The following is a 19351-nucleotide window of genomic DNA, read 5'->3' on the forward strand; positions in this document are numbered from 1 at the left end:
AACCACAACAGAACATTTCGGAGGCTTCGGACATGAACGATCGCTTGAAAGCACTCGCCGACGCCGGCGTGTCCATCTGGCTCGACGACCTCTCCAGGCAGCGCCTGGTCAGTGGCAGCCTGGCCGCGCTGATCCAGGACCAGCACGTCAGCGGGGTGACCACGAACCCGACGATCTTCGCGAAGGCGATCTCCGACGCGGACGCGTACGCCGAGCAGGTCACCCGGCTGGGCCGCGAGGGTGTGTCGACCGACCAGGCGATCCGGGTGATCACCACCGACGACGTGCGTGACGCCGCCGATCTGTTCAAGCCGGTGTACGACGACACCGACGGCGTGGACGGCCGGGTCTCGATCGAGGTCGAGCCCGGCCTGGCCCGCGACACCGACAGGACGATCGCCCAGGCCAAAGAGCTGTGGAAGACCGTCGGCCGGGAGAACGTCTTCGTCAAGATCCCGGCCACCAAGGAGGGGCTGCCGGCCATCACCGCCACCCTGGCCGCCGGCGTCAGCGTGAACGTCACCCTGATCTTCTCGCTGGAGCGCTACAAGGCCGTCGCCGCCGCCTTCCTGGCCGGCCTGGAGAAGGCGATCGAGAACCGTCACGACGTGACCAAGCTGGCCAGCGTGGCCTCCTTCTTCGTCAGCCGGTTCGACACCGAGATCGACAAGCGGCTGGATGCCATCGGCACCGACGAGGCGAAGGCGCTGAAGGGCAAGGCCGCGATCGCCAACGCGCGGCTGGCCTTCGAGGCGTACGAGGAGATCTTCGCCTCCGACCGCTGGCGCGAGCTAGAGATCGCCGGCGCCAAGCCGCAGCGCCCGCTGTGGGCCTCCACCGGAGTCAAGGACCCGGCGTACAAGGACACCATGTACGTCGAGGAGCTGGTCACCTCGGGCGTGGTCAACACGATGCCGCAGGCAACCATCGACGCGGTCGCCAAGCACGGCGAGGTCAGCGACGACGCCGTCCGCGGCCGCTACGACGAGTCCCGCAAGGTGATCGAGGACCTGGAGAAGCTGGGCATCTCCTACGACGCGGTCGTGCAGGTCCTCGAGGACGAGGGCGTCGCGAAGTTCGACGCGTCCTGGTCGGAGCTGCAGAACACCGTCACCGCGGCGCTGAAGCAGGGGTCGGCCCAGTGACCACTCCCGCTGTCCGTACCGAGAACGGCGACTGGGCCGCGACCATCGACCGACTGGTCTCGGAGAAGATCGCGTCCCGGATCGCCGCCAAGGACGCCACCATCTGGGGTCCGGAGGCAGAGCCGGAGTCGTCGATCCGGCTGAACTGGGTCGACCTGCACGAGACCTCGCGGCCGCTGCTGGCCGAGATCGAGGCGCTGCAGGCCGACCTGCGGTCCGAGGGTCTGGACCGGATCGTGCTCTGCGGCATGGGTGGCTCGTCCCTCGCCCCCGAGGTGATCACCCGCACGGCGGGCGTCGACCTCGTGGTGCTGGACTCCACCAACCCGAGCGTGATCGCCCGGGCCCTGGCCGGCGACCTGCAGCGCACCGTGGTCGTCGTCTCCAGCAAGTCCGGCGGCACGGTCGAGACCGACAGCCAGCGCCGGGTCTTCGTCAAGGCGTTCACCGACGCCGGGATCGACGCCTCCTCGCGGATCGTCGTCGTCACCGACCCCGGCTCGCCGTTCCAGCAGCTGTCCGAGGACGAGGGCTACCGGAAGACCTTCCTGGCCGACCCGAACGTCGGTGGCCGCTACAGCGCGCTGACCGCCTTCGGCCTCGTCCCCTCGGCACTCGCCGGAGCCGACGTCGCCGAACTGCTCGACCAGGCCGCCGAGGCCGCGCCGTTGCTCCAGGCCGACTCCGCGGACAACCCGGCGCTCGTGCTGGGCGCAGTGCTCGCGGCCAGTGAGGGCCGGGACAAGGCGATCCTGGCGGCGCACGGCTCGGACATCGTCGGGTTCCCCGACTGGGCCGAGCAGCTGATCGCGGAGAGCACCGGCAAGAACGGCACTGGTGTGCTGCCGGTGGCGGTGAAGGGATTGCACGCCCCCGAGCTGCACAAGAGCCTGCCGGACATCGTGCACGCACTTCTCGCGGACAAGGCGACCAGCAACGAAGTACCGACTGGTCTGACCTCCGGGTCGCTCGGCGGACAGCTGCTGCTGTGGGAGACGGCCACAGCAGTCGCGGGCTATCTGCTGGGGATCAACCCGTTCGACCAGCCCGATGTGGAGAGCGCCAAGAAGGCCGCGCGCGGTCTGCTGGACGCGCAGCCCGAGCCGGAGCCGGCGGCCTTCACCGACGGTGCCATCGAGGTTCGTGCCACCGAGGGTCTGCTCGACGACGTCGACACGGTCCAGGGTGCGCTCGACTCGCTGCTGAGCCAGCTTGCCGACGACGGCTACGTCGCCGTGATGGCGTACCTGGACTCCGAGCGCGACGAGAACCTGGTCGCGATCCGGCCGGCCCTGGCCGCGCGGACCGACCGGCCGGTGACCTTCGGGTGGGGCCCGCGCTTCCTGCACTCCACCGGCCAGTACCACAAGGGCGGCCACCCGCAGGGCGTCTTCCTGCAGGTCACCAGCGCGGAGACGGGCGATGTCGAGATCCCGGACCGGCCGTTCACCTTCGGCACGCTGATCTCGGCCCAGGCCGCGGGTGACGCGAACGTGCTGGCCGAGCGCGGCCGGCCGGTACTGCGGCTGCACCTCACCGACGCCGAGGCCGGTGTAGAGCAGCTCATCGCGCTGCTCGGCGCCCACGACAAGTCGGAGGACGGCGGCACATGACCGCGGAATACGCTGACCCGCCGACCGGTCCGGTGAACCCGCTACGGGATCCGCAGGACCGGCGGCTGCCGCGGATCGCCGGGCCCTGCAGCCTGGTGATCTTCGGAGTCACCGGCGACCTGGCCCGCAAGAAGCTGATGCCGGCCGTGTACGACCTGGCGAACCGGGGCCTGTTGCCGCCCGGGTTCGCCCTGGTCGGGTTCGCCCGGCGGGATTTCACCAACCAGGACTTCGCCCAGATCGTGCACGACTCGGTCAAGGAGCACGCGCGGACGCCGTTCCGCGAGGAGGTCTGGCAGCAACTGGCCGAGGGCTTCCGGTTCGTCCCCGGCGATCTCACCGACGACGAGGCGTTCAAGCGGCTCCGCGAGACCGTGGACGAGCTGGACGTCAACCGCGGTACGGGCGGCAACCACGCGTTCTACCTGTCGATCCCGCCGGGGCTGTTCCCCCAGGTGGTGGAACAGCTGAACGAGCACGGCCTGACCGACGAGGTCCCGGGCTCGTGGCGCCGGGTGGTGATCGAGAAGCCGTTCGGGCACGACCTGAAGAGCGCTCGTGAGCTCAACCAGGTGGTCGAGTCGGTCTTCCCGCCCGAGGCGGTCTTCCGGATCGACCACTACCTGGGCAAGGAGACCGTCCAGAACATGCTGGCGGTCCGGTTCGCCAACTCGATGTTCGAGCCGGTCTGGAACAGCAACTACGTCGACCACGTGCAGATCACCATGGCCGAGGACATCGGCATCGGCGGCCGCGCCGGGTACTACGACGGCATCGGCGCCGCCCGCGACGTGATCCAGAACCACCTGCTCCAGCTGCTCGCGCTGACCGCGATGGAGGAGCCGGTGAGCTTCGACGCCTGGTCGCTGCGCCAGGAGAAGAAGAAGGTGCTGGCGGCCGTGAAGCTGCCGGAACGCCTGGACCTGCACACCGCTCGCGGCCAGTACGCCGCCGGCTGGGCGGGCGGTGTCAAGGTCAAGGGTTACCTGCAGGAGGACGGCATCCCGGCGGACTCCAGGACCGAGACCTTCGCCGCCCTGCGGGTGGACGTCGACACCCGGCGCTGGGCCGGCGTCCCGTTCTACCTGCGCACCGGCAAGCGGCTCGGCCGTCGGGTCACCGAGGTGGCCGTGATGTTCAAGCGCGCGCCGCACCTGCCGTTCAACAAGACGGAGACCGAGGAGCTCGGCCAGAACGCCCTGGTGATGCGGATCCAGCCGGACGAGGGCGTCACCATGCGCTTCGGCGCGAAGGTGCCTGGCACGATGATGGAGATCCGCGACGTGAACATGGACTTCGCCTACGGCGGGTCGTTCACGGAGTCCTCCCCGGAGGCGTACGAGCGGCTGATCCTGGACGTGCTGCTCGGCGATCCGCCGCTCTTCCCGCAGCACACCGAGGTGGAGCTGAGCTGGAAGATCCTCGACCCGGTGATCGAGTACTGGGCCGAGCACGGCAAGCCGGAGCAGTACGGGTCCGGTGGCTGGGGTCCTGCCTCCGCCCACGAGATGCTCGCCCGCGACGGACGCGCCTGGAGGCGGCCATGATCATCGACCTCACCAGCACCACGTCGAGCGAGATCGCCTCGGCGCTGCTGAAGGCCCGCCGCAACGCCGGCTCCCCGGCGATGGGAATGGTCGGCACGGTCGTGGTGGTCGTCGACGAGTCGTCCCACCACGACGCGATGAAGGCCGCGAACGAGGCCGGCCGGGAGCACCCGTCCCGGGTGCTCGTGGCGATCCTGCGGCCCGGCCGCGGTACCGGTGGCCTCGACGCGGAGGTCCGCGTCGGCGAAGGGATTCCCGGTGAGGCGGTGCTGCTCCGGCTGCACGGCGAGCTCGCGAAGGTGCCGGAGTCCGTCATCACGCCGCTGCTGCTGCCGGACTCCCCCGTGATCGTCTGGTGGCCGGGTGGTGGACCGAAGGTGCCGCACGAGGACCCGCTGGGCCAGCTCGGCCGCCGCCGCGTCACGGACGCCGCGGAGACTCGCCGCGCTCGCGAGGCCTTTGTCGCGCGGGCCGAGGGCTACATGCCCGGTGACACCGATTTCGCCTGGACCCGGCTGACGCCGTGGCGGGCACTGATGGCCGCGGCCCTCGACCAGTACCCGACGAAGGTCACCGGTGCCGAGGTCGTCTCCGCCCGGGGCAACGCGAGCGCGGATCTGATGGCCGCGTGGTTGCAGTGCCGCCTCGGGGTCCCCGTCGAGCAGAAGAACTCCCGTGGCCCGGGCATCACCGCGGTACGGATGTTCACGGCGGCCGGGCCGATCGCGCTGACGCGGCCGGACGGTGCGGTGGCGACGTTCAGCATCCCTGGACAGCCTGATCGGCCAGTGGCGCTGAAGCGGCGGGTGACGTCGGAGCTGCTGAGCGAGGAATTGCGCCGGCTGGACCCGGACGACGTGTACGCGAAGACGCTCGCGTGCATGGTCGAGCGGGAGAACATGCCTGCCGAGGCCAAGATAGTCAGCCCGGCCGATCGGCGGTCCGCGCAGACGGCCGCCGAGAAGGCAGCAGAGCGTACTTCGGGCGTCGCCGGCAAGGCTGCCTCGTCGGATCTCGAGGCGAAGGCTGCCGGTTCTGCCGCGAAGAAGACCGCTCGCAAGTCCGTCGCGAGGAAGACTTCTGCGGCGAAGAAGACGGCGGCAGCGCGGAAGGCCGCCACGCGGAAGTCGACCACGGTCAAGAAGACCGCGGCCAAGAAGGCGGCGACCAAGACATCGGCCGCGAAGAAGTCCGGAGCGGCCAAGAAGAGCACGAGCAAGAGGGTGGCCGGCCGCTCATGAGTTCACCGTCGATCCTGGTCAACCGCGATGCCGAGGGCCTCGCCCACGCCGTCGCGGCCAGGCTCATCACCCGCCTGGTGGACGTGCAGAGCAGCGGCAAGGTGGCGCAGGTCGTCCTGACGGGCGGTCGTGTTGCCGCGGTGGTCTACCGGGCCGTGGCGGAATCCCCTGCCCGCAGCGCGATCGACTGGCGCCGGGTCGAGTTCTGGTGGGGCGACGAGCGCTTCCTACCCGAGGGCGACCCGGAGCGCAACGAGACCCAGGCCTGGGACGCGTTGCTCTCGCACGTCGACGTGGACCCCGCACTCGTGCACCCGATGCCGGCTGACACCGGCCAAGCTCCCGAGGCGGCCGCGGAGGAGTACGTCGCGACCCTCGCCGCGGCAGCCGGTTCCGGTGATCGTGACGGCGTGCCCACGTTCGACGTACTGATGCTGGGTGTCGGGCCGGACGGGCATGTGGCTTCGCTGTTTCCTGAGCACGCCGCCCTGCATGAGGTGGAGCGGTCCTCGGTCGCCGTGCACGGAGCGCCCAAGCCGCCGCCGACCCGGATCTCGCTCAGCTTCCCGGCGCTGAACCGCGCGCACGAGGTGTGGTTCGTGGTCGCCGGCGACGACAAGGCGAAGGCGGTGCGGCTCGCCCTGTCCGGCGCCGGCCCGCGGCACATCCCCGCCGCCGGAGTGAAGGGCCTCAACCGCACCCTCTGGCTCCTCGACGAAGCGGCCGCCACCGACATCCCTCACGAGATCCGGGCCCCCCGCACCTGATCCTTCTCTGACGTGGGGCCCGGCGTCAGAGAAGGATCAGGGGCGCTTCGGCGGTGGCCGAAGTGTTTCGCTGCCAGGATGACGGTATGACGATCTTCCGCGAGCTGCACGACGGTTCCTTCGTGATGCCGAACGCCTGGGACGCCGGCAGCGCGATCCTGCTCGCCGACGCCGGATTCCCCGCGATCGCGACCACCAGCGCCGGGATCGCCTTCTCCCTCGGCGCCGGCGACCACACCCTGCCCGACGGAGCGCCATCGGTGTCACGGGAGGTGATGTTCGAGCGGATCCGGCAGATCACGGACGCCGGCTCGGTCCCCGTGAACGGCGATCTAGAGGACGGGTACGGCGAACGTCCGGAGGAGGTGGCCTCGACCATCCGGCTGGCGCTCGACGCCGGGCTCGCGGGCGGCAACATCGAGGACTACGACGGCCGGGACCTGTACGACGAGGCGCTGTCGGTCGAGCGGATCGTGGCCGCTCGGGAGGCGGGTGGATCCGACTTCGTGCTCACTGCGCGTACTGACGGGCAACTGCTGAAGCAGCCCACTGTCCTGGCGGACTCGATCCGTCGCGCCAACTTGTTCCGCGAGGCCGGCGCCGACTGCCTCTACGTCCCCGGCGTCAACGACCTGAGCACGCTGGAGACGCTGGTGAAGGAGATCGACGGTCCGCTGAACGTCGTCCTCGGCCTTGGCAGCTCCACGCTGACATTGCAGGACGTGTTCGGGATCGGCGTCACCCGGATCAGCCTCGGCGGCAGCATCGCCCGGGCAGCGCTCGGCTTCATCCGCCGCAGCGCCCAGGAGTTGCTGACCCAGGGCACTCTGGGCTTCGCCGCCGACCAGATCCCCCAGGCCGAACTCAACCAGCTGTTCGCGAAGAACGCCTCAGCGACGAAGCACTAGTACGCCAGGCATCAGTACACAGGGCATCAGGACGCAGGGCACCAGGACGCGGGGGACCAGAACGCAGGGTGCTGGAACGCGGACGCCCGGGTGGTCCTTGCGGACCGGCCCGGGCGTGCGTTCGTCCTGGCGGAACTCAGAAGATCACTTCGCCGCGAGCGCGGCGGGCGCGGAGCTTCTGCAGTGCCTCGTCGAGGATCTCGGCCGCTTCCTGCTCGCTGCGGCGTTCCTTGACGTAGGCGAGATGGGTCTTGTACGGCTCGATCTTCGGGGGCGGCGGAGGGTTGTTGACGTCGGTGCTGGTCGGTAGACCACACCTCGGACAGTCCCACGCCTCCGGGATGGCTGCCTCGACCGCGAACACCGTCGCCGTCTCGTGCCCGTTGGCACAGAAGAACACGATGCGCTGCCGGGGCGCGGTGTCGCCGCGCTCCGCCTCACCCATCGGTCCGGCACCGACCCGGCTGCCACGAATTGCGCTGCCACCACCAGCCACGGGAGCTACTCCCCTCTCAGCCGAGCTTGTACAGCAGGCCGAGCGCGACGATAGAAGCGAACCAGATCAGGCCGACGCCGATCGTGATCCGGTCCAGGTTCCGCTCGGCGACCGAGGACCCGCCCAGGCTGGACGAGACACCGCCACCGAACAGGTCCGAAAGGCCGCCACCGCGGCCTTTGTGCAGCAGCACGAGCAGCGTGAGGATCAGGCTGCAGATGATCACGACGATCGAGAAAGCGAGAATCACGAGGAGTAGCCTAACTGAAGGTCCAGGTAACGGCAGATACCGGCGAACTCGTCCACCTGCAGGCTAGCTCCGCCTACCAGGCAGCCGTCGACATCCGGCTGGGCCATGATGCCACCTGCGCTGCTCATCTTCACCGACCCCCCGTAAAGAATGCGTACCGAGTCGGCCACCGCGGGTGAGATCTCCTCCAGCCGGCCCCGGATCGCGGCACAGACCTCCTGCGCGTCCTCGGGGGTGGCCACCTCGCCGGTGCCGATCGCCCAGACCGGTTCGTACGCGATGACGATCTTGCGGACGTCGTCCGGCTTCAGCCCGGCCAGCGCACCGTCGACCTGGCCCAGGCAGTGCTCGACGTGCCCGTCGGCCTTGCGGACCTCGAGACCCTCGCCGACGCAGACGATCGGGACCAGCCCGGCCGCGAGCGCCTTGGTGGCCTTCGCGTTCACCAGCGCGTCGTCCTCGTGGTGGTACTGGCGGCGCTCGGAGTGCCCGGCCAGCACGTAGGTGCAGCCGAGCTTGGTGAGCATGGCCGCCGAGATGTCCCCGGTGTAGGCGCCCGCGTCGTGCTCCGACACGTCCTGCGCGCCGTACACGATCTTCATCCGGTCGCCGTCGACGAGCGTCTGCACGCTGCGGATGTCGGTGAACGGCGGCAGCACCGCGACCTCGACCCGCTCGAAGTCGTGCTTCTTGTCCTGGAGCGTCCAGCTCAGCTTCTGCAGCAGGTGCACGGCTTCCACGTGGTTGACGTTCATCTTCCAGTTGCCCGCCATCAACGGCGTACGGGCAGCGTTATCAGCCATCAGGTGTCAGTCCTCTTCCAGCACAGCAAGACCCGGGAGCTCTTTGCCCTCCAGGTATTCGAGCGACGCGCCACCACCGGTGGAGATGTGCCCGAACTGGTCGTCGGCGAAGCCCAGCTGCCGTACCGCGGCGGCGGAGTCGCCACCGCCGACCACACTGAGCCCGTCCACCTCGGTCAACGCCTGCGCGACGGCCTTGGTTCCACCCGCGAACGCCTCCATCTCGAAGACGCCCATCGGGCCGTTCCAGAACACCGTCTTCGCCGAGGAGATCTCGGCGGCGAAGGCCTTGCCGGAGTCCGGGCCGATGTCGAGGCCGAGCTGGTCGGCCGGGATCGCGTCCGCGGCGACGACGGTCGCGGGAGAGTCGGCCTTGAACTCGGGTGCGACGACGATGTCGGTCGGCAGCACGATCTCGACGCCCTTGGCCCTGGCGGTCTCCAGGTAGCCCTTCACCGTGTCGAGCTGGTCCTCCTCGAGCAGGCTCTTGCCGACCTCGTGGCCCTGAGCCTTGAGGAAGGTGAAGACCATGCCGCCACCGATCAGCAGCTTGTCCGCCTTGGCGAGCAGGTTGTCGATCACCGCGAGCTTGTCGGACACCTTCGCGCCACCCAGTACGACGACGTACGGACGGGCCGGGTCCTCGGTCAGCTTCTTCAGCACCTCGACCTCGGCGAGCACCAGGCCGCCGGCCGCGTGCGGGAGCTGCCGGGCCACGTCGTACACGCTGGCCTGCTTGCGGTGGACTACGCCGAAGCCGTCGCTGACGAACAGGTCGGCCAGACCGGCGAGCTCCTCGGCCAGCGCGGTCCGCTCGGCCTCGTCCTTGCTCTCCTCGCGCGGGTCGTACCGGACGTTCTCGAGCAGCAGGACCTCGCCCTCGTCCAGCTCCTGGACGGCTTCCTGAGCGCTGTCGCCGGTCACGTCGGTGGCGAAGTGCACCCTGATGCCCTCCGGCTGCAGCAGCTCACCGAGCCGCTTGGCCACCGGGGCGAGGGTGAACTCGGGGTTCGGCTTGCCCTTGGGGCGGCCGAGGTGGGCGGTCACGATCACCTTGGCGCCGGCCTTGGCCAGCTTCACCAGGGTCGGCACGCTGGCCCGGATGCGGCCGTCGTCGCCGATCTTCTCGCCGTCGATCGGCACGTTCAGGTCGGAGCGCACCAGCACCCGCAGGCCGGCCACGTCCCCGAGGTCTTCGATCGTCTTCACAGTTCAGCTTCCTTCAACGCAGTGCTGCTTCGTCGGGGCGCCAACGTCCGAAGAACCGTGCGCTCCAGGCCACAGTTCTTCGGACGCAAGGCGAATGGGGAGACGTCAGAGCGAGGCGCCGACGTGGTTGACCAGGTCGACGAGGCGGTTCGAGTAGCCCCACTCGTTGTCGTACCAGCCGACGACCTTGACCTGGTTGCCGATCACCTTGGTCAGGCCGGAGTCGAAGATGCAGGACGCCGGGTCGGTGACGATGTCGGTCGAGACGATCTCGTCCTCGGTGTAGGTCAGGTAGCCCTTCAGCGCGCCCTCGGTGGCCGCCGCCTTGTAGGCGTCCTTGACCTCGTCGACCGTGACCTCGCGGCCGACGGTGACGGTCAGGTCGGTGGCCGAGCCGGTCGGGACCGGAACGCGCAGCGCGTAGCCGTCCAGCTTGCCCTTCAGCTCCGGCAGCACCAGACCGATCGCCTTCGCGGCACCGGTCGAGGTCGGCACGATGTTCAGCGCGGCGGCGCGGGCGCGGCGCAGGTCCTTGTGCGGGCCGTCCTGCAGGTTCTGGTCCTGGGTGTACGCGTGGATCGTGGTCATCAGACCCCGCTCGATCGTGAACGCGTCGTTCAGGACCTTGGCGAGCGGGGCGATGCAGTTGGTGGTGCAGGACGCGTTCGAGATCACGGTGTGCTTCTCGGCGTCGTACAGCTCGTGGTTGACGCCCATCACCACGGTCAGGTCCTCGTTCTTCGCCGGGGCGGAGATGATGACCTTCTTGGCGCCGTTGTCGGCGTGCGTCTTGGCCTTGGTGGCGTCGGTGAAGAAGCCGGTGGACTCGATCACCACGTCGGCGCCCACATCAGACCACTTCAGGTTCGCGGGGTCGCGCTCGGCGAACGCCTTGAAGGTGTGGCCGCCGACGCTGATGTCGGTGTCGGTCGCGGACACGTCGCCGGGGAAACGCCCCAGGATCGAGTCGTACTTCAGCAAGTGGGCCAGGGTCTGGTTGTCGGTCAAGTCGTTGACGGCGACGACCTCGATGTCGGCACCGGCCGCCTGCACGGCGCGGAAGAAGTTACGGCCGATCCGGCCGAAGCCGTTGATACCTACGCGAACGGTCACGGGACTGCGTCTCCTCAGAACTAGCTTTTGAGCACTGCCGCTACGTCCGAAACACTAGCCCAACAGCCCACTCGACCCACTGGTACCGTCCACATCAGACCACCGTGACCCACGAGTAGCCAGTGGACCAGACCACCACTCACGCAGAACTCGGTCAGGCCGGGTCGAGCATGTCGGGGGTGAGGTTGGCCTCGGTGTTCGGGATGTTGAGGTCGGCGGCGCGCTTGTCGGCCATCGCCAACAGGCGGCGGATCCGGCCCGCGACGGCGTCCTTGGTGAGGGCCGGCTCGTGCAGCTGGCCGAGCTCCTCGAGGCTGGCCTGCTTGTGCTCCAGGCGCAGCTTGCCCGCCACCTGCAGGTGGTCCGGAACGTCGTCACCGAGGATCTCCAGGGCCCGCTCGACCCGGGCACCGGCCGCCACCGCCGCGCGGGCGGACCTGCGCAGGTTGGCGTCGTCGAAGTTCGCGAGCCGGTTCGCGGTGGCGCGGACCTCGCGACGCATCCGCCGCTCCTCCCACGCGAGCACGGACTCGTGCGCGCCGAGGCGGGTCAGCAGCGCGCCGATCGCGTCGCCGTCGCGGATCACCACCCGGTCCACGTTGCGGACCTCACGCGCCTTGGAGCCGATCCCGAGGCGACGGGCGGCACCCACCAGAGCCAGCGCGGCCTCCGGACCGGGGCAGGTCACCTCGAGGGACGAGGAGCGGCCGGGTTCCGTCAGCGAGCCGTGTGCCAGGAAGGCCCCGCGCCAGGCCGCCACGGCGTCGCAGGAGGCACCTGACACGACCGCAGGCGGAAGACCGCGGACCGGGCGGCCACGGTTGTCCACGAGGCCCGTCTGCCGCGCCAGGGCGTCGCCGTCGCGGACGACGCGCACGACGTACTTGGTCTGCTTCCGGATTCCGGACGGGGAGATCACCACGACGTCCGATGGGTGACCGAAGATCTCGGCGATGTCCTTGCGCAACCGGCGGGCGGCGGCGCCGCTGTCGAGCTCGGCCTCCACCACGATCCGGCCGGACACGAGGTGCAGGCCGCCCGCGAAACGCAGGACGGAGGAAACCTCGGCCTTGCGGCAACAGGGTTTCGTGACCTGGATGCTGGTCAGCTCGGACTTCACCTGTGCTGTCATCGCCATGTAGGGAATCCTCCCACTGCTGTCAAAGACCCTCGCGTCACCACCGGTCCAACTCCCCGCACCCGTACCCCGTTACGGCTGACCTGACGCAGGTGACGGGGTGGGCGGCAGAATTCGCGGCAGCAACCTTTGCGGTGGCCGGTGTCGTTCCTTCCCCGACAAACGAGAGGAGCGACCGATGCGAAGACGTGACGAGGTGGACTTCACCGAGTTCGCGACCGCGGCCGTACACCGGTTACGCCGTACGGCGTATCTGATGTGCGGGGACTGGCACCGGGCCGAGGACGCTGCCCAGGACGCACTGGTCCGCGTGTACAAGGCGTGGCACCGGCTGGACCACCGGGCAGGCCTGAACACCTATGCCCACAAGGCCGTCGTGTCGGTCGTGCTCGACCAGGCCAAGCGACCGTGGCGCCGCGAGCACGTCGTCGACCAGCCGGTCGAACGACCGCTGGCGGACCAGGCCGGAACGATCGATGACCGCCTGCTGGTGATCGAGGCTTTGGCGGAACTGCCGCCGCGGCAGCGCGCCTGTGTGGTGTTGCGGTACTACGCGGACCTCAGCCTGGAGGAGACCGCGAGTGTGCTCGGCATCGGCGTCGGAACCGTCAAGAGCCAGAGCTCACGCGGCCTCGCCACCCTCCGCGAAGTACTGAACCGTCCAGAGCTGGAAGAACCCCTCGACGACCGGGAAGAGGTCTTGTCATGACGACCGAGATCAAGGACCTGCTGGCCGGGGCTGCCGACGACGCAGCCCAGCCGCTGCACTACTCCATCGACGACGTTGTACGTCGCGGACGGCGCGGCCTGCGACTGCGCCGGGCAGGCGTGGTCGCGGCCGGCGCAATCACCGCCGGGGCGGTCGTCGCCGGCGTCACCACCTGGTCGGACGGGAGCGGCAATCCCCTCAACGGCGTCCAGCCGGCCGCTCCCCCGGCGACCGGGAAGGTCCTACCGCTCCAGCCGCCACCCAGCGGCCTCACCGATGCGCAGATCATCAAGCGCTGCGAGCCGCAAGACAAGCAGTGGCGGCGCGGCAGCCGCAAGGCCGGGGGTGGCGCGGGATCGCTCACCGGCTGGAAGGTCACGATCAACCAGGCGAAGGACACCTGGTTCCGCGCGATCCTGACGTCTCCCGACCGCAAGAGCTGGGCGTTCTGCCAGGACAACACCGGTGCCGGCGTTCCTCGCGACAACTACCTGCGCGAAGACCTCAAGTGGCAGCAGGACTTCGTGGTGTGGACCGACCGTGACGGCGCGGAAGGAACCGTGCCGAAGAACGTCGCCGCGGTCGACTTCGAGGTCGACGGCAGCGTCAGTTCGGCGACGGTGAAGAACGGCTTCCTGCTCTGGTACGCCGAGCTGACCCCCAGCGAGGTGCGGGACAAGCCGATCTGGGCGATCTACTACGACGTGAACGGCCGGGAGCTCGCCCGGTTCGACTCGAACGTCTACAACCCGTGGCAGGGGTACAACGCAGACCGGAAACCGGTTTACCCGAAATGACTCACTCGAAGATCTCGCGGTAGATCTTCGCGAGTTTGCCGGGGTCGTGGTGAAGGTGGCGCTCGTCGTCGGCGATGTCGGCGATCACCAGGTGCGCGCCGAGCGAGTCCGCAGTACGTTGCAGCGACGCCGGGTCCGGCACGTGTCCCTCGTCCGCCAGTACGACGTCGATCCGCAGGTCGGGCGCATGCGCGGCCAGTACTTCGAGGTGCGTCTCCGGCGAGAACCCGGCGGTCTCGCCCTTCTGCTCGCCCAGGTTCAACGTCAGCAGCCGGCGGGCGCTCGTCTCCTGCAGGCCGCGGGACAACGCCGGGACGAGCAGGTTCGGGATCACCGAGGTGAACCACGACCCCGGACCCACGACGACCCAGTCGGCCTCAGCGATCGCGACCAGCGCCTCGGGGCAGGCCGGCGGGTCGGCCGGGTCGAGCGCGACGTCCACCACGTGTCCCTCGGTGGTCGCCACCTCGGTCTGGCCGCGAATCTCGGTGATCGCCTCGGGATGCGCGGGATCCAGCCCGAGCACGCGCGCGGTGATGTCCAGCGGTACAGCGGACATCGGCAGCACGCGGCCCTGGGCGCCGAGCAGTCTGGCCACCCAGTCGAGCCCGTCGACGGCCTCGCCGAGCAACTCCCACAGGGCCACGATGAGCAGGTTGCCCACCGCGTGGTCGTGCAGGGCGCCGTCGCTGCGGAAGCGATGCTGCAGCACGTCCGCCCAGGTGCGGCCCCACTCGTCGTCGCGGCACAACGCGGCCAGCGCCATCCGGAGATCCCCCGGTGGCAGCACGCCGAGCTCACTGCGCAACCGGCCGGACGAGCCGCCGTTGTCGGCGACCGTCACGACCGCCGTCAGCTGGTCGGTGACCTGCCGGAGCGCGGACAAGGAGGCGGCGAGGCCGTGGCCGCCACCCAGTGCGACAACGCGGGGGGACCGTGACACTACGCCGTCACTCCCGCCCCAGATCCCTGTGCACGACCAAGGTGGGTGACCCCTTCTCCCGCAGCCTGCGCGCGATCTCCTCGGCCATCGCGACGCTCCGGTGCTTCCCACCGGTGCAGCCGATCGCGACCGTGACGAACCGCTTGCCCTCGTTCAGATAACCGGTCCGCAGGGTGTCCAGCACGTCCACGTAGTTCTGCAGGAACTGCTGGGCCAGCGGATGACCGAGCACGAAGTCTGACACAGGTTTGTCCTGGCCCGTCATCGGGCGCAGATCGGGCTGCCAGTACGGGTTCGGCACGAAGCGCATGTCCGCCACCACGTCCGCGTCCACCGGGATGCCGTACTTGAACCCGAAGGAGACCACGGTCGCGCGCAGCTCGGCGTTCTCCTCCTCGCCGAAGGCGTTCACGATCTTCGCGGCGAGCTGGTGGATGTTCAGGTTGGAGGTGTCGATCACCATGTCAGCGCCAGCCCGGATGTCGCCGAGCAGCTCGCGCTCGCGCTGGATCCCGGTCAGCAGCCGGCCCTCACCCTGCAGCGGGTGCGGCCGCCGGACGCTCTCCTGCCGCCGCACGATCACGTCGTCGGAGGCCTCCAGGAACAGCGTGACCGGCCGGTACCCCTTGGTCCGCAGGTCCTGGATCGCCGCGCCGAGCTCGTCGAAGAACATCCCGGTCCGCACGTCCACGACCACTGCCAGCCGGGGCGAGGCGCCGGTCCCGACCACCTGCTCCACGATCGTGGTGAGGAACATCGGCGGCAGGTTGTCCACCACGAACCAGCCGAGGTCCTCCAGCACGTCCGCGACCGAACTCCGTCCCGCGCCGGACATGCCGGACACGATGATGAGGTTGCCGCTCGACTCGTCCATCAGTTCTCAGTTCTCCCCGTCAGGCAGACCGGCAAGCTCCGGCCCGTCGTCGTCCAGTATCTCGCCCGTGGCGGTGTTGACCGACGGTGCCCGGGACGTGTCGGCCTTCGTTGCCGCGGAGTTCACTGCCAGTACGACGGACTCGGCGGTCCGGCGCCCGAAACCGGGCAGCGCGGCGACCTCGTCGACACTCGCCTGGCGCAACTTCTTCAAGGAGCCGAAGTGTTTCAGCAGCGTCTTGCGGCGGACCTCGCCGAGCCCGGCGACATCGTCCAGCACGCTCTCGACCATCGACTTGGACCGCCGGTTGCGGTGGTGGGTGATGGCGAACCGGTGGGCCTCGTCGCGAAGCCGCTGCAGCAGGTACAGCCCCTCCGAAGTACGGGAGAAGATGACCGGGTCCTCGTCGTCGGGCAGCCAGACCTCCTCGAGCCGCTTGGCCAGACCGCAGACCGGGATGTCGCCGAGGCCGAGCTCGTCCATCGCCTGGCGGGCCGCCGCGACCTGCGGCGGACCACCGTCGACGACGACCAGGCCCGGCGTGTAGGCGAACTTCTTCGCCCGGCCGGTCTCCGGATCGACCAGGTACGCCGTCGGGTCCTCCCCCTCCGGGATGTCCGCGCGGTCCTCCAGCAGCCGCTTGAACCGCCGGGTCAGCACCTCGGCGATCGACGCGACATCGTTCTGGCCCTCGACGCCCTTGATCACGAACCGCCGGTACTCGCTCTTGCGCGGCAGCCCGTCCTCGAACACGACCATCGAGGCGACCACCTCGGTGCCCTGCAGGTTCGAGACGTCGTAGCACTCCATCCGCAGTGGCGCCTCGGGCAGATCGAGCGCCGCCTGGATCTCCTCGAGCGCCAGGTTGCGGGTGGTCAGGTCGCTGGCCCGCTTCGTCTTGTGCATGGTCAGCGTCTGCAGCGCGTTGCGCTCGACCGTCGCCATCAGGTCCTTCTTGTCGCCCCGCTGCGGGACCCGGATCGCCACCCGGGAGCCGCGCAGTTCGGAGAGCCACTCGACCAGGGCCTCCTCCCCCTCCGGCACGGTCGGCACCAGGATCTCCCGCGGGATGGCGTCCGAGGTCTCCCCCGCGTACGTCTGCTGGATGAACCGCTCAACCAGGTCGGCCGTAGTCGCGTCACCGTCCGCCTTGTCGGCGATCCAGCCACGCTGACCGCGAATCCGCCCGCCGCGCACATAGAAGATCTGTACCGCGACCTCCAGCGGATCCTCCGACAACGCGATCACGTCCGTGTCGGTGCCGTCGCCGAGAACCACCGCGTTCTTCGCCAGAGCCTTGTCCAGCGCGCTGAGGTCGTCGCGGATCTTGGCGGCCTTCTCGTACTCGAGCTCGATCGCCGCCGCCTTCATCTCCCGCTCCAGACGACGCACGTACGTCGCGGTCTGGCCGGACAGGAAGGCCGAGAAGTCGTCGACGATCTTGCGGTGCTCCTCCTGGCTGACCTGGCCGGTGCACGGCGCGGCGCACTTGCCGATGTAGCCGAGCAGGCAGGGCCGGCCGATCTGGCGGTGCCGGTTGAAGACGCCCTTGCTGCACGAGCGCATCGGGAACACCCGGAGCAGCAGGTCGACCGTCTCGCGGATCGCCCAGGCGTGGCTGTACGGACCGAAGTACCGGACACCCTTCTTCTTCTGGCCGCGGCCGACCATCACCCGCGGGTAGTCCTCGTTCAGCGTGATGGCCAGCCACGGGTAGGACTTGTCGTCGCGGTACTTCACGTTGAAGCGCGGGTCGTACTCCTTGATCCAGGAGTACTCCAGTTGCAGCGACTCGACCTCGTTGGCGACCACCGTCCAGTCGACCTTCGCCGCGGTCGTCACCATCGACTGGGTCCGCGGGTGCAGGTTGACCAGGTCCTGGAAGTACGACGACAGCCGGGCGCGCAGGTTCTTCGCCTTGCCGACGTAGATCACCCGCCCGGCGGCATCGCTGAAGCGGTACACGCCAGGGGAATCGGGAATCGACCCCGGGGCAGGGCGATAGGAGGAAGGATCAGCCACCGAGCCAGCCTAGTTCGCCCCGCCGACAGCCTCACCGCCGCACCAACCTGCCCTGCTCACCACGTGGCGACCGCTCAGGTTTGCGATCGCGCGGAGATCGTGTTGCGACTTGCTTCAGACCGCACGTCTGACCCCCGATTGGGATGGGCGCCGTCCGTAACTTGTAGCTCAGGGTAGATGCGCAGGACCTGAGCGTGAGGGAACGGGCTGGCGCTCGACTCGAGGGAGTTCCGCCCATGTCCCCAGTGACAACACCACGTCGGTTGAGGACCGCGATCGGTGCGACCGCCGCGGCCGCACTCGCCGTCACCGGTCTGGTCGCGGCAATCGCTCGCCCGCGGCGACCCGCGCCACCACGCAGAGCCTCTCGACGTCGTACGACGCGAAGGTGCGCAAGCAGTTCAGCGCGAGCATCAAGGGATTCTCGGCGAGCATGACGCCGGAGCAGGCCAAGAAGATGGCGGCTGACTCGCGGGTCGCGTTCGTCCAGCGGAACCAGAGGTTCACCGCGAACCAGGACAACCCGCCGTGGGGCCTGGACCGGACCGACCTGCCGCCGGACCAGAAGTTCGAGCCCTCGGCAACGGCCGACAACGTCAACGTGCACGTCATCGACACCGGGATCTGAAGGCGTCCGTCGACTCCGGTGCCACCTACGCGGTTGCTGCCGGCAACAACAGCTCCGCGCCTGCGGTGGTTCGCCGTCGAAGGAGCCGTCCGCGATCACCGTCGGCGCGACCGACGACCACGACGCCAAGGCGACCTTCTCCAACTGGCGCACCTGCGTCGACCTGCTCGCGCCGGGCATCGACGTCGAGTCGGTCGGCATCACCGCGCCGGACTCGACGGCCAAGATGAGCGGTACGTCGATGGCGACCCCGCACGTGGCGGGTGGCATCGCCCTCTACCTGAGCGCGCACCCCGACGCCACGCCGGCGGACGTGGCCACCGCTCTGGTCGGCGCGGCGACTCCGGACAAGGTCGGTGACCCGGGCACCGGCTCGCCGAACAGGCTGCTCTTCGTCGGCGCGGTGGACCCGACCCAGAGCTGATCCAGCGGAGTACCACTAGCTGAAGCGGAAGGCCCGGCCACCTGACCGGGCCTTTCGCAGGTCCTCGACCGGTCCCCTACAGCCGATCAGAGGACGGTCTATCAGGCCGAGGCGACGATGTTCGTGCCGTCGACCGCCACCGGGACCGCGGCGAGCGGCGCCGGCGCCGGACCGCTGATGACACTGCCGTCGGTGGCGTTGTACTTGCTGCCATGGCACGGGCAGGTGATGGTGTTGTTCTCCACCGTCCGGACGAGGCAGCCGGCGTGTGTGCAGACCGCCGTGAACCCCTTGTACTGGCCGGCCGTCGGCTGGGTGACCACGACCTTCGCGTCCTGGAAGACCATCCCGCCGTTCACCGGGACGTCCGACGCCGGACCGAGCACCGCTCCCCCGCCACCACTGCTCGGAGTACCGGCCGAGGAAGGCGCCGAAGACGGTGCCGACGTCGGAGCCGAGGTCGGGGCCGAGCTGGAGCCGGTGCTCGACGGCGTGCTGCCCGCCTCGTCGCCGCCACCGCACGCGGCGAGGAGCGGCACACTGACGCCGGCCAGACCGACCACCGCGGCACCCCGAAGCACCGCCCGCCGGTCACGCAGTGTGTCGATCGCCTTGGCGAGTTCGGCCGTTCTTTCGTCGCTCATAAATCTGAACCTCCAGGAGCCTGCTGGGAAAGTAGTTGAACGCTCTGCTTCTTTGCTTTCTACCCGGCCTGACCAAAACA

General features: G+C 69.1%; 20 protein-coding genes. 10 read left to right on the forward strand and 10 right to left on the reverse strand.

The annotated features are described in order from the left end of the window. Positions 1-32 precede the first annotated feature (32 nt). From tal to EV644_RS25525, 6 genes are all read left to right on the forward strand, one after another. The gene (gene tal / locus EV644_RS25500; RefSeq protein ID WP_132191245.1) at positions 33-1145 is read left to right on the forward strand and encodes a transaldolase; all 1113 of its coding nucleotides are present in this window, start codon (positions 33-35) and stop codon (positions 1143-1145) included. Further along, complete coding sequence (locus EV644_RS25505; protein ID WP_132191246.1) at positions 1142-2758, forward strand: phosphoglucose isomerase-related protein; 1617 nt, start codon at positions 1142-1144, stop codon at positions 2756-2758. The genes tal and EV644_RS25505 overlap by 4 nt, the downstream gene beginning before the upstream one ends. After that, positions 2755-4305, forward strand: coding sequence for a glucose-6-phosphate dehydrogenase (zwf, locus tag EV644_RS25510; RefSeq protein WP_132191247.1), 1551 nt, complete (start codon positions 2755-2757; stop codon positions 4303-4305). Before EV644_RS25505 ends, zwf begins: the two co-directional genes overlap by 4 nt. Then, the gene (locus EV644_RS25515) at positions 4302-5546 is read left to right on the forward strand and encodes a glucose-6-phosphate dehydrogenase assembly protein OpcA (RefSeq protein ID WP_132191248.1); all 1245 of its coding nucleotides are present in this window, start codon (positions 4302-4304) and stop codon (positions 5544-5546) included. Before zwf ends, EV644_RS25515 begins: the two co-directional genes overlap by 4 nt. After that, a complete protein-coding gene (gene pgl, locus EV644_RS25520; RefSeq protein ID WP_132191249.1) occupies positions 5543-6313 on the forward strand; it encodes a 6-phosphogluconolactonase in 771 nt (256 codons plus the stop codon). The genes EV644_RS25515 and pgl overlap by 4 nt, the downstream gene beginning before the upstream one ends. A gap of 86 nt (positions 6314-6399) precedes the next feature. Next, the gene (locus tag EV644_RS25525) at positions 6400-7221 is read left to right on the forward strand and encodes an isocitrate lyase/PEP mutase family protein (protein ID WP_132191250.1); all 822 of its coding nucleotides are present in this window, start codon (positions 6400-6402) and stop codon (positions 7219-7221) included. A 136-nt stretch (positions 7222-7357) separates the two neighbouring features. Here the strand turns inward: EV644_RS25525 and EV644_RS25530 are convergent, their stop codons facing one another. The 6 genes from EV644_RS25530 to whiA all read right to left on the reverse strand — a co-directional run bounded on the left by EV644_RS25530 (position 7358) and on the right by whiA (position 12230). After that, positions 7358-7717, reverse strand: a complete 360-nt coding sequence (locus tag EV644_RS25530) for an RNA polymerase-binding protein RbpA (protein WP_132191251.1) — start codon at positions 7715-7717, stop codon at positions 7358-7360. A 16-nt stretch (positions 7718-7733) separates the two neighbouring features. Next, positions 7734-7967 carry a preprotein translocase subunit SecG gene (gene secG / locus EV644_RS25535; RefSeq protein ID WP_132191252.1) on the reverse strand — a complete coding sequence of 78 codons (234 nt, stop codon included), beginning with the start codon at positions 7965-7967 and terminating at the stop codon, positions 7734-7736. Further along, positions 7964-8770 (reverse strand): triose-phosphate isomerase, encoded by an 807-nt coding sequence (gene tpiA, locus EV644_RS25540; protein ID WP_132191253.1) that lies wholly within the window; start codon positions 8768-8770, stop codon positions 7964-7966. Before tpiA ends, secG begins: the two co-directional genes overlap by 4 nt. Before the next feature lie 6 nt (positions 8771-8776). Further along, complete coding sequence (locus tag EV644_RS25545) at positions 8777-9979, reverse strand: phosphoglycerate kinase (protein ID WP_132191254.1); 1203 nt, start codon at positions 9977-9979, stop codon at positions 8777-8779. Positions 9980-10084: 105 nt separating this feature from the next. Next, a complete protein-coding gene (gene gap / locus EV644_RS25550) occupies positions 10085-11092 on the reverse strand; it encodes a type I glyceraldehyde-3-phosphate dehydrogenase (protein WP_132191255.1) in 1008 nt (335 codons plus the stop codon). 154 nt (positions 11093-11246) lie between these two features. Next, complete coding sequence (whiA, locus tag EV644_RS25555) at positions 11247-12230, reverse strand: DNA-binding protein WhiA (RefSeq protein WP_132191256.1); 984 nt, start codon at positions 12228-12230, stop codon at positions 11247-11249. A gap of 178 nt (positions 12231-12408) precedes the next feature. Here whiA and EV644_RS25560 point away from each other — a divergent pair, with 178 nt between their 5' ends. Further along, a complete protein-coding gene (locus EV644_RS25560; protein WP_132191257.1) occupies positions 12409-12939 on the forward strand; it encodes a SigE family RNA polymerase sigma factor in 531 nt (176 codons plus the stop codon). Next, on the forward strand, positions 12936-13736 hold the full coding sequence (locus EV644_RS25565; RefSeq protein ID WP_132191258.1) for a hypothetical protein: 801 nt from the start codon (positions 12936-12938) through the stop codon (positions 13734-13736). The genes EV644_RS25560 and EV644_RS25565 overlap by 4 nt, the downstream gene beginning before the upstream one ends. A 1-nt stretch (position 13737) precedes the next feature. On the opposite strand, the gene EV644_RS25570 is transcribed toward EV644_RS25565, so the two are convergent. From EV644_RS25570 to uvrC, 3 genes are read right to left on the reverse strand one after another with little or no spacing between them, the layout of a single operon-like run. Further along, a complete protein-coding gene (locus EV644_RS25570) occupies positions 13738-14679 on the reverse strand; it encodes a gluconeogenesis factor YvcK family protein (protein ID WP_132191259.1) in 942 nt (313 codons plus the stop codon). Between the two features lie 7 nt (positions 14680-14686). Beyond that, complete coding sequence (gene rapZ, locus EV644_RS25575; RefSeq protein ID WP_132191260.1) at positions 14687-15553, reverse strand: RNase adapter RapZ; 867 nt, start codon at positions 15551-15553, stop codon at positions 14687-14689. Between the two features lie 6 nt (positions 15554-15559). Further along, a complete protein-coding gene (uvrC, locus tag EV644_RS25580; RefSeq protein ID WP_132191261.1) occupies positions 15560-17575 on the reverse strand; it encodes an excinuclease ABC subunit UvrC in 2016 nt (671 codons plus the stop codon). 388 nt (positions 17576-17963) lie between these two features. Between uvrC and EV644_RS46540 the strand changes: the two genes are divergently transcribed. Further along, the gene (locus tag EV644_RS46540) at positions 17964-18203 is read left to right on the forward strand and encodes a protease inhibitor I9 family protein (RefSeq protein WP_241998751.1); all 240 of its coding nucleotides are present in this window, start codon (positions 17964-17966) and stop codon (positions 18201-18203) included. Between the two features lie 94 nt (positions 18204-18297). Continuing rightward, positions 18298-18627: a S8 family serine peptidase gene (locus EV644_RS46545; RefSeq protein ID WP_241998769.1), complete on the forward strand. Its 330-nt coding sequence runs from the start codon at positions 18298-18300 to the stop codon at positions 18625-18627. A 101-nt stretch (positions 18628-18728) separates the two neighbouring features. On the opposite strand, the gene EV644_RS25590 is transcribed toward EV644_RS46545, so the two are convergent. Next, complete coding sequence (locus EV644_RS25590; protein ID WP_132191262.1) at positions 18729-19271, reverse strand: Rieske (2Fe-2S) protein; 543 nt, start codon at positions 19269-19271, stop codon at positions 18729-18731. Positions 19272-19351 lie beyond the last annotated feature (80 nt).

Origin of the sequence: Kribbella orskensis, assembly GCF_004342085.1 — a bacterium.
In the GTDB taxonomy this organism is placed as follows: domain Bacteria; phylum Actinomycetota; class Actinomycetes; order Propionibacteriales; family Kribbellaceae; genus Kribbella; species Kribbella orskensis.